The 13,604-nt window shown below is 34.4% G+C and carries 13 protein-coding genes; all 13 read left to right on the forward strand.

What is annotated here, in order from left to right; all coding sequences use genetic code 11:
• The 13 genes from DICTH_RS00115 (at position 1) to DICTH_RS10190 (ending at position 13,414) form a co-directional block, all read left to right on the forward strand.
• The gene (locus tag DICTH_RS00115; RefSeq protein ID WP_012548343.1) at positions 1-1,017 is read left to right on the forward strand and encodes an ABC transporter ATP-binding protein; all 1,017 of its coding nucleotides are present in this window, start codon (positions 1-3) and stop codon (positions 1,015-1,017) included.
• Between the two features lie 352 nt (positions 1,018-1,369).
• The gene (locus DICTH_RS00120; protein WP_012547721.1) at positions 1,370-3,292 is read left to right on the forward strand and encodes an ABC transporter substrate-binding protein; all 1,923 of its coding nucleotides are present in this window, start codon (positions 1,370-1,372) and stop codon (positions 3,290-3,292) included.
• 116 nt (positions 3,293-3,408) lie between these two features.
• The gene (locus DICTH_RS00125; RefSeq protein WP_012548591.1) at positions 3,409-3,609 is read left to right on the forward strand and encodes a PLD nuclease N-terminal domain-containing protein; all 201 of its coding nucleotides are present in this window, start codon (positions 3,409-3,411) and stop codon (positions 3,607-3,609) included.
• Between the two features lies 1 nt (position 3,610).
• Positions 3,611-4,507: an ABC transporter ATP-binding protein gene (locus DICTH_RS00130; RefSeq protein WP_012548225.1), complete on the forward strand. Its 897-nt coding sequence runs from the start codon at positions 3,611-3,613 to the stop codon at positions 4,505-4,507.
• Entirely contained in the window at positions 4,504-5,274 is a 771-nt protein-coding gene (locus tag DICTH_RS00135; protein WP_012546913.1) for an ABC transporter permease, read from the forward strand. The genes DICTH_RS00130 and DICTH_RS00135 overlap by 4 nt, the downstream gene beginning before the upstream one ends.
• Positions 5,275-6,444 carry a glycosyltransferase gene (locus tag DICTH_RS00140; RefSeq protein ID WP_012548483.1) on the forward strand — a complete coding sequence of 390 codons (1,170 nt, stop codon included), beginning with the start codon at positions 5,275-5,277 and terminating at the stop codon, positions 6,442-6,444.
• A 317-nt stretch (positions 6,445-6,761) separates the two neighbouring features.
• Entirely contained in the window at positions 6,762-7,733 is a 972-nt protein-coding gene (locus tag DICTH_RS00150) for a tripartite tricarboxylate transporter substrate binding protein (RefSeq protein WP_012547168.1), read from the forward strand.
• A gap of 63 nt (positions 7,734-7,796) precedes the next feature.
• A complete protein-coding gene (locus tag DICTH_RS00155) occupies positions 7,797-8,249 on the forward strand; it encodes a tripartite tricarboxylate transporter TctB family protein (RefSeq protein WP_012547433.1) in 453 nt (150 codons plus the stop codon).
• 22 nt (positions 8,250-8,271) lie between these two features.
• A complete protein-coding gene (locus tag DICTH_RS00160) occupies positions 8,272-9,747 on the forward strand; it encodes a tripartite tricarboxylate transporter permease (protein WP_012548551.1) in 1,476 nt (491 codons plus the stop codon).
• Positions 9,748-9,763: 16 nt separating this feature from the next.
• Entirely contained in the window at positions 9,764-10,867 is a 1,104-nt protein-coding gene (locus DICTH_RS00165; RefSeq protein ID WP_012547394.1) for a M24 family metallopeptidase, read from the forward strand.
• Positions 10,868-10,879: 12 nt separating this feature from the next.
• On the forward strand, positions 10,880-12,061 hold the full coding sequence (locus tag DICTH_RS00170) for a Gfo/Idh/MocA family protein (RefSeq protein ID WP_012547354.1): 1,182 nt from the start codon (positions 10,880-10,882) through the stop codon (positions 12,059-12,061).
• 59 nt (positions 12,062-12,120) lie between these two features.
• A complete protein-coding gene (locus DICTH_RS00175) occupies positions 12,121-13,098 on the forward strand; it encodes a TRAP transporter substrate-binding protein (RefSeq protein ID WP_012547734.1) in 978 nt (325 codons plus the stop codon).
• Positions 13,099-13,261: 163 nt separating this feature from the next.
• On the forward strand, positions 13,262-13,414 hold the full coding sequence (locus DICTH_RS10190; RefSeq protein ID WP_012548559.1) for a hypothetical protein: 153 nt from the start codon (positions 13,262-13,264) through the stop codon (positions 13,412-13,414).
• The last annotated feature ends 190 nt before the right edge of the window (positions 13,415-13,604 follow it).

Consider the following 13,604-nt stretch of genomic DNA (forward strand, 5'->3'; position numbering starts at 1 on the left):
ATGGAAATACCAGTATTGGAATTAGAAGGGATTACGAAAATATTTTCCCGAGGATATTTTAAGAAAAAATATATTATTGCCTTAGAAAATATTAATTTAAGAATTAATAAGCAAGACAGATTAGCTATTATTGGAGAAAGTGGAATGGGAAAAACTACTTTGGCTAGAATTGCATGTCTTTTAGAAACCCCAACTCAAGGAAAAATAAAATGGTTTGGGAAAGATATTTCTAATGTTTCAAGGAGGGAATTATCTTATCTTAGAACTAGAGTTCAATATGTTCATCAAGATCCTTATGCTTCTTTACATCCTTCAAGAACAATATATGCTACTTTAGCAGATCCTTTAAGTAGAAACAATAATATCAGAGGAAAAGAGTTGGAGAGAAGGGTTGAGGAACTTCTTAATTTGGTTGGTCTTACGCCTCCTTCTTATTTTTTAAATAAATATCCCCATCATCTTTCTGGAGGTGGAAGACAAAGACTTGCTATTGCTCGAGCTCTTACCGCAAATCCTGAAGTTCTTGTTGCAGATGAGCCTATAAGCATGATAGATATGTCTCTTAGAGCTACTATTATTCAGATTCTGAAAATTCTTAATAAAGAGTTGGGAATTTCCATAATTCTTATCCTACATGATATTGGAGCAGCAAGATTCTTTGCTACTAATGGAGGAAAAATAGCAGTGCTATATGGTGGAAGGATTGTAGAAAAAGGAGAGTGTGACGAAATTGTAAATAATCCTTTACATCCTTATACTCGAACACTAATATCTGCAAGTCCTATACCCGATCCAGATCTAGCTCAAGAAAAAAAAGTTATAGAATTAAAATCTTATGAGCCTCCAAAAAGAGAGTTGGGGAAAAAATTATGTCCCTTCTCTCATGCTTGCTTATATTCTCAGGATATTTGTTTTAATAAAGATCCTGGGCTTGAAAATGTAAATGATAAACATGAAGTTGCATGCTTCTTCTGGAATAGATTACCTAAGTGGATTCCCCCATGGAGCAAGGAGTAGAGATTTTTTAGTTTAAATCTTGATATTGTTGTAACTTATTTTGGGGAAAAATGAGTCTTAGTTAAAAAGGGTGTTACTATTATGTTCTCATAAGTATTGCTTTTTCTTCTAAAACTTTTCCTTATATATATACTATTGGGCTTGTTATATGTTTCATATTATTAGCTCTTCCGAGATAAGTTATAATTAGGCATATACCTATTACTCGTAAGAGATAGCGAATTTTTAATCTTATCCCAATACCTACACGGTGTAGAAATTTTTCTGCTTGACAAAAAAATTATGAGTAAGTAAAAATTTACTTAAGCAAACGTTTATATTAGCGTTTGCAAAATTAAAAGGGGGGTATTTTATGAGGTTAAATTACACTAAAATCTTTATTATTCTTTTTCTCCTCATTATTCTTCTTGGTAATACTTTTTCAGCAACAAAATATAATGAGGCACCTTCTCTTGCTCAACTGGTAAAAGAGGGTAAACTTCCTCCTGTAGAAGAGAGGCTTCCTAAAAATCCTGTAGTTTTAAAACCCTACGAAGAAATTGGTAAATATGGGGGGACTTGGAGGAGAGCTTGGCTTGGAGCGGGTGATAGATGGGGAATTGCAAGGATCTCTATGTCTGCCTGTAATCTTTTAAGATTTAGTTCTGATGGTAAAAAGGTTCTTCCTTGGCTTGTAGACAAGTATACAGTTTCAAAAGATGGTAAAATATATACCTTCCATATACGTGAAGGGATTAAGTGGTCCGATGGAGAGCCTTTTACTACCGATGATGTAATATTCTGGTATGAGGATATTATTTGTAATAAGGATTTAACTCCTAATATGCCTTCTCAATTTGTAAGCTCTGATGGAAAATCTATTGCTAAGTTTGAAAAAATTGATAAATATACTTTTAGAATAATTTTCCCCGAACCTAAGCCTCTATTCATTTATGATATTCCTGCTCAAGGGTGGTATATGGATACTACTCATGGCTCTCTTTCCTACTATGCTCCAAAACATTATTTAATGCAATTTCATCCTAAATATACACCTATGGAGAAACTTGAGAAGATGGCTAAGGATGCAGGCTTCAACAAATGGTATGAGCTTTTCAAGTTTAAAGATGATTGGTTACAAAATCCTGAACTTCCTGTGACTGCACCATGGAAAGTTGTAAGCAAGAGCCCCAATGAGCCTGTATTTGTAATGGAGAGAAACCCATACTACCATGTGGTAGATCCTGAAGGAAATCAGCTTCCCTATATTGATAGGGTAGTACATTACTTAGTAAGCGATGCAGAAATGATTAATATGAAGGCAGTGGCAGGAGAGATTGATTGTCAAGACAGGCATATGAGAGTTTCTAACTACTCGCTATTCATGGAAAATGCACAAAAAGGAAACTACAGAGTTTTAAAATGGGCATCTGCTGTTGGGGCTGATCCTGCGATATTCCTTAATCAAAATGTAAAAGATCCTGTAAAGAGGAAGCTCTTCCAAGATGTAAGATTTAGACAAGCACTATCCCTTGCCATAAATAGGGACGAAATAAATAAGATCCTATATATGGGACTTGGTACTCCAATGCAAGCAGCAATTCCTAAGGGTGCTGCTTATTATGATCCTTCTTGGGAAAAGGCATATGCTCAGTATGATCCTGGAAGGGCCAAAATATTGCTTGATGCTATGGGGCTTAAGGTTGGAAAAGATGGATTTAGAATTGGTCCTGAGGGTAAACCTATTGAGCTGATTATTAGTTTTACCACCTATCCAGGAAATGCAAATATGAGTATTATGGAGTTGATTAAGAGCTATTGGGAAAAGATAGGGATCAAGACCATAATCAAGCAAGTAGATAGAAGTTTGTATGTTACCAATTGTAACTCTGGAGATATTGAGATTGGTGTGTGGGTTATGGATAGGTGCTCCAACTTTATTTTAAGCCCTGGAAGAATATTAGGAACTATAACTGACGGTCCATGGGCTCCTCTTTATGCCAGATGGTATTGGACCAAGGGCAAGGAAGGAGAAGAACCTACAGGAGATATAAGAAAGCTTTATGAGTTGTGGGATCAAGTTAATCAAACTACAGATGCAACAAAGAGAGATATACTTATTAGGCAAATTGTTGCTCTCCATAGAAAGAACATATGGATTATAGGTACCGTGGGAGCACTTCCATCTCTCTGTATAGTAAAGAACAACTTTAGGAACGTTCCAGAATACTTAATAAGTGATGCTCCACTCTTTACTCCTTTGAACGCATTTCCTGAACAGTTCTTTATTAAATAGTTCAAGCTGATTTTATGGGGGAGAGGTCAAATCACCTCTCCCCCTTTTTATTTTCTAAGGTTTAGCTCTACTTTGATATAATATTCAAAGATAATTTGGTAAAGGAGAGACTGTAAATGGAAGGATTGAGAGAGAATTTTATTTTGTTTTTACCACTTCTTCTGATTCAATTAGTTTTTCAAATCTTAGCTATTGTTGATCTTATTAAGAGAAATAAGGAAGAAATTAGATGGGAAAATAAAATAATATGGGCTATAATTATTCTTGCTTTTGGAATTTTAGGTCCTATGGCTTATTTTGTCTTTGGGAGAAAGTAATATGAATGTGATAGAAACGTATAATTTGTGCAAGTATTACCCAAATAAGAAGGCTTTAGATGATTTAAATTTGGAAGTTCCTGAGGGAGTAATCTTTGGGTATTTAGGGCCTAATGGGGCAGGTAAAACAACTACCATAAGGGTTCTTTTAAATCTCGCAAAACCTACAAAAGGTAGTGCTGTAATTTTGGGAGAAGATATAACTAAAAGTAGAAAATATTTGAGGTGGATAGGTTATCTTCCTGATGTACCTAATTTTTATAATTACTTTACTGCTAAAGAGTATTTAGTAACTCTTTGTGAAATAATAGGCGTAGACAAAAAGAGGGTAGATGAAGTTTTAGAGATGGTTGATCTTAAAAATGAAAAAAAGAGGATTGGGACTTTTTCAAGGGGAATGAAACAAAGGCTTGGAGTTGCTCAAGCCTTACTTCCAAATCCAAAACTCCTCATTTTGGATGAGCCAACTTCTTCGTTGGATCCTCAGGGAAGAAAAGAGATCCTTGATTTAATAGTTTCCTTTAGGGGAGAAAAAACAGTATTCTTTTCTACCCATATTCTTGCTGATGTAGAAAGAGTGTGTGATAGAGTGGGAATTTTAAAAGATGGAAGACTTCTATTAAATGATACTTTAGGGAATATTAAGAAAAAATTCTCAAGGAGAATCATAAGACTGGAAGTTGATAATCCCTTGAGAATAGTTGAGCAAATAAGGAGAGAAGATTTTGTTGAAGAAGTTTTAGAAGAAAATCAAAATTCTTTAATATTAAAAGTAAGAGATCTTGAAATGGCCCAAAGGAGAATTCCTGAAATTATTGTAAAAGAGGGCTTATCCCTTATGCATTTTGAGGTTTTGGAGCCAACCCTTGAAGATATATTTTTTGAGGTGATTTCATGATATTGAAATTAATGAAAAAAGAATGGAAAGAACTTATTAAAACAGGTAAATTGTATGCACTTCTCTTTGTTTTTCTCTTTTTCTCTATAGGAAGTCCTGTAGTTGCGAAATTTACACCCGATATAATAAAGAGCTTAGCTTCGAGTTCTGAAATGCAGGGATTTATTATTCAACTTCCACCTCCTACCTGGAAGGACGCTTTCTTGCAATTTTTCAAAAACTTAAATCAAATAATTTTTATAGTAGTTGTGATAGTTTTTATGGGAAGTATTTCGGAAGAGAAAAATAAAGGTACGGTAAGTATATTACTTTCTCTTGGTGTTGAAAGAAAAAAATGGCTACTATCAAAGTTCTTTTTTCAGGTTTTTTCAACTTTTATTTTGATAATATCTTCTTACTTAATTTGTGCTTACTATACTTATTTCCTTTTTAAGGAGATCTCTATTTATAACTCCTTATCTGCGACTCTACTTTATTTGGTATATAACCTTTTTATTTTGTCTTTACTAACTTTCTCAGGAACCCTTGCTAAGAATCCTCTTCAGACTGCAGGGATTTTTTTTGTAGTCTTTATAATTTTCAATCTTCTTTTAATATTCCCTAATTTATCTAGTTATAATCCTATGAATCTTTCTTCTTTAGAAAATCTTTGGATTTCGAAAGAAGTATTATGGGGTGATGCTTTTAAAAATATCTTCTCTACTCTTTTTTACTCTTTTGTCTTGGTTTTAGTAAGTATTATTCTTTTTGAAAAACAGGAGTTGTAAATGATTGTAGGGCTTTTTAATGATTCCTTTCCCCCTGTGATGGATGGTGTAGCTATTGCAGTAAAAAATTATGCTTATTATATAAACAAGAAATATGGTAAGGCTTATGTAGTGACCCCCTCTTTTCCAGGATACAAAGATGAGGAAGAATATGAGGTAATAAGATATTTTTCCATTCCTGTTGTTTTAAGACCTCCTTATAGATTTGGGATACCTTTTTTGGATCTCAAAGCAATGAGAAAGATAGAGAGTATTCCTTTTGATATTATTCATGTGCATTCTCCCTTTTCTTCTGGTGTTTTAGGCCTTTATATTGCAAAGAAAAGAAAAATTCCAATTGTGGCTTCTTTTCACACAAAATATTATGATGATTTTAAAGAGGCAACAAAGTCAGATTTTATTGCAAGGCTTGGGGTAAAGATAATAGTAGAATTTTATAATAGAGTTGACGAGGTATGGACTGTAAATTCTGCTACAGCAGAAACTCTTAGAGACTATGGATTCAAAAAAGAGGTAAAAATAATTCCTAATGGCAGTGATTTTATTCCCCCTAGGAATATTGAAGAGTATAGAGAGAAAATAGAAAGACTTCATAATTTGTCAAAAGAAGAAGTGGTTATTCTTTTTGTGGGGCAAATGGTAAAGCAAAAAAATGTAGAGATGCTTTTAAGATCTTTAAAGGTCTTGAAGGACGAAAATATCTCTTTCAAGGCTATACTTATTGGAACAGGGAAAGATGAAGACTATTTCAAAAAGCTTGCTGAGGAGTTAAAAATAGAGGATAGAGTTATTTTTACAGGAAAGGTTCTTGATAGAGAACTATTAAAGGCATATTATGCTAGGGCTGATCTTTTAGCTTTTCCTTCTCTTTACGATACTTCTGCTCTTGTGGTAAAGGAAGCTGCCGCTTTAGGGTGTCCATCTCTTCTTATTAAGGGGTCAACGGTGGCTGAGGGCGAAGGGGTAATAGATGGTCTTAATGGATTTTTGTCAGAGGATGATTATATTAATTATGCTAAGAAGATGAAAGAGATATTGTCTCAAAGGGAGCTTTTGAAAAAAGTTGGAGAAAATGCAAGGGTAACTCTTTATAAGCATTGGGAAGAGATAGTGGATATAGTAGTGGAAAACTATAAAAGGTTGCTTGATAAATATAAAGGAAAACAATAATTTTTTCACTCTAACTAAAAAATGTCTTTCCCTTAATTTTAGAAATATTAAATGTACTTTGTATTCAATATTTTTATCCTTTAAATTTTCTTTAAAATATCACTTGTCAATTTTATTATTTTTTGCTATAAAAAAAGATGTAAAGTTTGTTTTTTATTGGAAGAGGATGTGAATTAAATATATCAGCATTAGTTATGATATTTGAGAAATAAAGCACAAAACAAAATTTTACGTAAAAAGAAAAATTAAAAAATTTTAAATTGGGGGTGGGACTAAAAAATGTTTTATAAAAATCGATCTTTGAAGGGGGGTAAATTATGTTTTCTAAAAAGTTATTGGTTACTATAGCTTTGGTATTGATTTTCTTGATTACTGTTGGGAGTGGAATTGATTTTCCAACAAGACCAGTACAGATAATTGTTCCTTGGTCTGCTGGTGGGGCAACAGACGTTCTTTTTAGAGCTATAGCCTCGGTATTTCCTAAATATGCCAATGGGCAGCCTTTGGTAGTGAATAATATTCCTGGTGGTGGAGCTGTTCCTGGTACCATGGAATTCCTAAGGGCAAAACCTGATGGATATACTCTTCTTTCCTTTGCTGCTCCTATTTTGATTAAATCTCATATGGATCCTGTGGAATTTAATGCTGATTCTTTTGAGCCGGTTATTCTTATTGTAAATGATCCTTGTTACATATTGGTTAGAAAAGATGCTCCATGGAAGGATTTAAAGGAATATGTGGAATATGCCAAACAAAATCCTGGAAAGATCACTATTGGTAATGGAGGGGCTGGAGGAGGAACTCATCTTGCTGCTCTTGCTTTTGAGAGTTTTGCTAAGATAAAGCTTACTCATGTACCTTTTGAGGGAGGAGGCCCTGCTGTTACTGCTCTTGTAGGGGGGCATATTAACTCCTATATGGGTGCTGCTCCGGAAGGACTTGCTAATGTAGATTCTGGTCAGCTTAGAATCTTAGGTATTTTTGGCTCTAAACGTCTTGAGAAGTATCCTGATGTTCCTACAGCAAAAGAGCAAGGATTTAATTTCCAATTTGGTATGTGGAGAGGAGTTGCAGTACAAAAGGGTACACCTAAGGAAATTGTCGACAGGTTACACACTATATTCTATAGAGCTATGAGGGATCCTGACTTTCAGAAGAAAGCAAAAGAGCTATCTTTGACTTTAGAATATAGAGGGCCAGCATCCTTTGCTAAGTTTATTAAAGATTATGACAAATATTACGAAGATCTTATAAAGAGCAATAAATTAGGAAACAAATACAAGTATTAAATTAATCTCCCCCTACCTAACCAGTAGGGGGAGATTCTCAATTTTACTTGGGGGGAAATGTTAATGAGACTTAAATTTTCTTGGGATACTGGCATAGGGATAGGAATAATACTTTTTGGTGTTTTCATACTCCTTAATGCTTTAAATATGCCTGACATGCCTTTAGGGCTTGGGCCTGGGGATTTTCCTGAGATTGTGAGTATTGGATTAATTATTTGTGGATTTATCCTAACTTTTCAGAGTTTTTTCATCTCAGAAAAGACTAAAAAGATATACTCTAAGAGTTCTGTGAAGGATGTTTTAATTCTTATATTTATTTCGCTTTTATATGTATATCTCGTAAAATATATAGGCTTTTTATATCTTACTCCTTTTCTTATGTTGGCTACAATGTATCTTTTTGGATACAAAAAATTACCCTACGCAATTGTTATAAGTGTTATTTTTACTCTTTTGGTATATTATGTGTTCTATGGAATATTTAAAGTTCCTCTTCCTCAGTTTTCTTTATTCTAAACAGGAGGGATAAAAGTCCAAAATGATAAATTATTGGGTAGAAGGTTTAAAGATAGCGCTTCAGCCTAATAATTTGCTTCTAATGTTAATAGGTACTGTTGGGGGAATTATTGTAGGAGCTTTGCCTGGAGTTACGTCTTCGATGGGAATAATTCTTCTCCTTCCTTTCACTTATTATTTAGATCCTAAATCTGCTTTATTGATGCTTGCAGGGATGTATTCTGGATCTATGTTTGGAGGATCTATTTCTGCTGTGCTTTTAGGAGTTCCAGGGACTCCTTCGGCTGCAGCAACTTTAATTGATGGTTATCCTTTGGGAAGGCAAGGTAAGGCTGGAAAAGCGATATTCACGGCCTTAATAGCTTCTTTTTCAGGAGGTATTCTTAGTGGTATTGTTTTAGTGTTTTTGGCTCCTATTCTTGCCTCTTTTGCCTTGAGATTTTCTCCTATTGATTATTTTGCTCTTGCGATTTTTGGTCTTTCGATAATTGCTAGTGTCTCAGGGAAGCATTTGTTAAAAGGTATAATTTCAGGACTTTTAGGTTTATTTATTTCTACAGTTGGAATTGAAAATATAAGAGGATCTACAAGATTTACTTTCGGTATATCTCAGCTTTCTGCTGGTTTTGAACTCTTACCTGTGCTTATTGGTGTCTTCGCTATAACCGAAATATTAATGGAGCTGGAACAAAAAGGACAAGAGACAAAGATTCAGCATAGAATATCCGAGGTTTTTCTAACAAAGGAAGAATTTAAATCTATAATTATACCTATATTAGTAGGAGCAATCATTGGAATAGTTATAGGAGTAATTCCAGGAACTGGAGGAACCATTGCTACATTTTTAGCCTATAACGTACTAAAAAACATATCAAAGAGGAAAGAGAAATTTGGTAAAGGTGCAGTAGAAGGAGTTGCAGTGGTCGAGTGTGCTAACAATGCGGTTACGGGAGGAGCTATGGTGCCAACTTTAGCATTAGGGGTTCCTGGAGATGTGGTTACTGCAGTAATGCTTGGAGCCATGATACTTATTGGGGTAAGACCTGGTCCACTCTTATTTCAAGCTACTCCTGATCTTGTTTATTCCTTTTTTGCAGGATGGTTTATCATTCAATTTATGATGCTTGTAGTGGGTTTTGTATCTACCTTAACTGCCCCATATATTTTAGAAATACCCAAAAAGATATTAATGCCTATAGTACTTATTTTTGCGATAATTGGATCCTTTGCTATAAGAAATAGCCTGTATGATGTAGCAATTGCGCTTATTTTTGGATTATTTGGTTACTTTATGAGAAAACATAATTTTCCGGCAACTCCTCTTATACTTGGAATTATTCTTGGGCCTATGGCTGAACAAAACTTAAATAGAGCATTAATTCTATCAGGAAATGATTATACTGTTATGTTTAAAAGTCCCATATCTCTAACCTTACTAATTCTTGCGGTTTTATCGATTGTTTTAGGTGTCATTTCAGGCAAAAGAGAAGGTAAATAGTGGGGGGAGTAAAAAAATGGAGAGAAAAGATGAAGTAAAGATTAAATTGGAAAGGGTAAGAAATTTTCTAAGAGAAAATGATCTTTCTGCTATGCTTATAAAGAAGCAACCAAACTTTTCGTGGATTACTGCTGGTGGAGTAAATTTTGTAGGTATAGCTACGGAGATAGGAGTAACATCAGTGTTGATTACTGATAAGGAGCAGTTTGTCATTGCTAATAGGATTGAAGCAAGAAGAATGAGAGAAGAAGAAGTAGATGATATGTTTGAAGTGATCGAATATGAGTGGTATGAGGATAAGGAGATGGAAATAGTTAAGAGTATTGTTGGAAATGGCAAGGTAGGGTGTGACATTGTACTTCCAGGGACTCATTTTGTAGACAATACTTTTAAAAAACTGAGGTATGAATTAACAGAAGGTGAGATAGAAAGATATTTATATCTAGGGGAGAAACTTTCAAGGACTGTGGAAGAGGTACTTATGTATGAGATAAAGCCAGGTGAGACAGAGATAGAGATTGCAGGTAAGATATCTGCAAGACTCTGGAAGGATGGTATTGAGCCTACAGCTTTTATGATTGCTTCTGACGATAGAATAAGAAATTATAGGCATCCCATATCTAAAAACAAGAAGATCGAGAAATTAGTAATGGCATCGGTAAATGCTAGGTATAGAGGATTGATAGCCACAATAACAAGAATGGCTTATTTTGGAGAAATTTCAGAAAATTTAAGGAAGCAATATAGGGATAATGTAGAGATCGAGTGCATTATGATAGCTAAGACAAAGATTGGTGAAGAGATGAGAATTCCAGTTCTTTCTGCCATAGAAGAGTATGAAAAGAGAGGATACAAAGATGAATGGAAATTACATCATCAAGGTGGATCTATGGGATACTATCCTAGGGATATAAGGGTAACGCCTACAACTACGGAAAAGGTTTGTAGGAATCAAGCTTTCTGTTGGAACCCCTCCATAACTGGTACAAAATCTGAAGATGGATTTATTATAACTGAAAAAGGACCAATAATGATTACAAAACCTATTATTTTCCCTACTCTAAAAGTAGAAGTAGAAGGTATGACTTTTGTAAAACCTGATATCCTGGAAATACTATAAGGAGGGATTTTTATGGATAAAGTAAGGGTTGGTCTTGTAGGAGCGGGTTTTATAGCAAGAATACATATGGCTGCATATAGGGAGATATCTCCATATGTGGAAGTAGTTGGGGTTTGCTCTGGAAGAAGAGAGAATGCAGAGAGATTTTCAAAAGAATTTGGAATTCCTAAAGTTTTTGGTGATTTTGAGGAACTTTGTGCGTCTTCTGATATTGACATTGTGGATGTATGTACTCCTACAAATCTTCATGATGAAGTTATTCTTTGTGCTGCTAAGAATAAAAAGCATGTTATATGTGAGAAACCTCTTACAGGCTATTTTGGGGAGGATACAGATAAGGAACTTGTAGGGATAGAAGTGCCTAAAAGTTTTATGTATAAAAAGGTTTTAGAAAAAATAGAAAGGATCGAAAGGACTGTAAAAGAAAGTGGCATTAAGTTCATGTATGGAGAAAATTTGGTTTATGCTCCTTCTATCGAGAAGATGAAGAGGATGATTTATATTTCTTCTTCTCCTATTCTTGAAATTAGAGCAGAGTGTAGTCATTCTGGCTCTCATGCAAGTTATGCTAAAAAATGGAAAACTTCTGGTGGTGGTAGTTTAATGAGACTTGGGTCTCATCCAGTAGCTGTAGTGCTTCATTTAAAACATTATGAAGGATTGCTTAGGGATGGAAAGCCTATAAGGGCAAAAGCAGTATGGAGTGAAGTGGCGAATTTGACGAAGACGGAGAAATTTTTGAAGGAAGAAAAACATTATGTGGCAACCTCTTGGGAGGACGTAGAAGATTGGTCTATTCTTGTGATCGATTTTGAAGATGGAACAAAGGGCATAATCTTCTCTAATGATGTTAGCCTTGGAGGACTTAAAAATTGGGTGCAGGTAAACCTTTCCTCAGGTATGATTTATGCCAACATTAATCCTAATAATATGATGGTAGCTTATGCTCCTGAAGAGACGGTGTGGAAAGATGAGTACGTAGCCGAAAAAATTGAGACAAAAGCAGGTTGGAATTTCCCTTCACCTGATGATTTCTGGACTAGGGGTTTTCCTCAAGAACTTAAAGATTTCGTTCTTGCAGTAAAAGAAAATAAAGAACCAGTATCTAATTTTGACTTAGCAAAAGAAACTGCAAAAGTTTTATATGCCGGCTATTACTCTAGTGAAGAGGGGAGAAAGATTGAATTAATGTGAGATATCTCGGGGAAGGGAGAATCCCTTCCCCAGAAAAAATACATGTAGGGGGGTTTCTTATGAAGAAATATTTTACACTTTTAATTCTCTTTTTACTAGTTCCTCTTAGCTCTTTTGGATCTGCCCAGAGCAATATACTTATAAAGGCCACATCACCGTTTCCTGAAGGACATATAATAACCCAAACGATGATAGAGTTTAAAAATATAATTGAGCAAGAAACACAAAGAAGAATTAAATTTGAACTTTCTATTGCAAAGGATACAGAAGAACAAGCTAACGAAAGATGTTCAAAGGGCGAAGTAGACATGCAATTTACAGGAGGAAGAGCTATAGAAGTATTTGCCCCTCAATATTTCTTTATTAATGCGCCCTTTGTATTGAAGGATTATGAACACTTCTTTAGAATAATGAAAGGACCTATAGGGGAAAAAGCAAAAGAGCAGATTCTTAAAAATGGCAATATGTATACTCTTGGATATCTCTATAGAGGGTATAGACAGATGACCTCTAATAAACCTATACTTAGTCTAAAAGATCTTGAGGGGCTGAAACTTAGACTTCCTGTAGTACCTACATGGATTAAAGTTTGGGAAGCTCTGGGAGTAAAAGCAGTTCCTGTTCCATTAACAGGTTTGTATCAAGCTCTTAAAGATGGTACTGCTGAGGCTTCCGAGGGAGATTTGACTCAAATTTCTGGATATAAACTTTACGAGGTACAAAAATACTTAATTATCACGAATCATCTTGTTTCTTTTGGTTGGGTACATATGTACAAACCTGCTTTTGACAAACTATCTAAAGGAGATCAAGAGCTTTTTGTAAAAACTGCCGAAAAAGTATGCGATACAGCTACTAAGAAGCTTATTGCTAGTGAGAATGATATTCTAGGAATGCTTATGAAAAATGGTATGACAGTTATATATTTGGATGACAAAACTATGACACAAATAAGAGAGAAGGCAAAACCTGCCGTAGAGGAACTTTTTAGGACTACCTGGCCTGTGACTACTTGGGAAGAGATTCTTAAACAGTGAATATAAATTAGAGGGGAAGGGCTTAAGCGCTCTTTCCCTCTTTTTAAAATTTAATTCATACCTTTTTAATATAAATTTAAATTATTCTTAAATTTAAATTAACACAGGTTAGTTATAATTCTTATTGAAAAATGAAAATGAATAAAAAAGGGAGGGATGTAAGATGAAGATAACTCTTGGAAGAGTTAAGATAAAGGAGTCTAAAACCAAACAAAATAGGGTAAATGTTAATAAAGTAGAAGATATTACTCTTAGATCAGAAACCGTTATAAATAACTCTCCTATAGTAGAATATTTAAGGACAAAGACTTTTTAAAGCAGAGTAAAAAAATTAAAAATTAATAATTTTAAGGGGGAGACTTATAAGTCTCCCCCTTTTTATTTTTTAATATATTAACGGAAATAAGCTTCCTTTGTATTTTTGAAAAATGGCATATTGTATAGTATATTGACAATTGAATTTGGTTATGTTAATTATAATTAAACATCAAAAATGGGAGGTGCAT

The sequence above is a fragment of the Dictyoglomus thermophilum H-6-12 genome (genome assembly GCF_000020965.1).
GTDB lineage: Bacteria > Dictyoglomota > Dictyoglomia > Dictyoglomales > Dictyoglomaceae > Dictyoglomus > Dictyoglomus thermophilum.

What these genes read in the sequence shown, in the direction of transcription:
- DICTH_RS00155 (WP_012547433.1), top strand. Translation starts at nt 7,797, where the DNA reads ATGAGACTTAAATTTTCTTGGGATACTGGCATAGGGATAGGAATAATA.
- DICTH_RS00160 (WP_012548551.1), top strand. Translation starts at nt 8,272, where the DNA reads ATGATAAATTATTGGGTAGAAGGTTTAAAGATAGCGCTTCAGCCTAAT.
- DICTH_RS00120 (WP_012547721.1), top strand. Translation starts at nt 1,370, where the DNA reads ATGAGGTTAAATTACACTAAAATCTTTATTATTCTTTTTCTCCTCATT.
- DICTH_RS00170 (WP_012547354.1), top strand. Translation starts at nt 10,880, where the DNA reads ATGGATAAAGTAAGGGTTGGTCTTGTAGGAGCGGGTTTTATAGCAAGA.
- DICTH_RS00150 (WP_012547168.1), top strand. Translation starts at nt 6,762, where the DNA reads ATGTTTTCTAAAAAGTTATTGGTTACTATAGCTTTGGTATTGATTTTC.
- DICTH_RS00115 (WP_012548343.1), top strand. Translation starts at nt 1, where the DNA reads ATGGAAATACCAGTATTGGAATTAGAAGGGATTACGAAAATATTTTCC.
- DICTH_RS00140 (WP_012548483.1), top strand. Translation starts at nt 5,275, where the DNA reads ATGATTGTAGGGCTTTTTAATGATTCCTTTCCCCCTGTGATGGATGGT.
- DICTH_RS00135 (WP_012546913.1), top strand. Translation starts at nt 4,504, where the DNA reads ATGATATTGAAATTAATGAAAAAAGAATGGAAAGAACTTATTAAAACA.
- DICTH_RS00130 (WP_012548225.1), top strand. Translation starts at nt 3,611, where the DNA reads ATGAATGTGATAGAAACGTATAATTTGTGCAAGTATTACCCAAATAAG.
- DICTH_RS00165 (WP_012547394.1), top strand. Translation starts at nt 9,764, where the DNA reads ATGGAGAGAAAAGATGAAGTAAAGATTAAATTGGAAAGGGTAAGAAAT.
- DICTH_RS00175 (WP_012547734.1), top strand. Translation starts at nt 12,121, where the DNA reads ATGAAGAAATATTTTACACTTTTAATTCTCTTTTTACTAGTTCCTCTT.
- DICTH_RS00125 (WP_012548591.1), top strand. Translation starts at nt 3,409, where the DNA reads ATGGAAGGATTGAGAGAGAATTTTATTTTGTTTTTACCACTTCTTCTG.
- DICTH_RS10190 (WP_012548559.1), top strand. Translation starts at nt 13,262, where the DNA reads ATGAAGATAACTCTTGGAAGAGTTAAGATAAAGGAGTCTAAAACCAAA.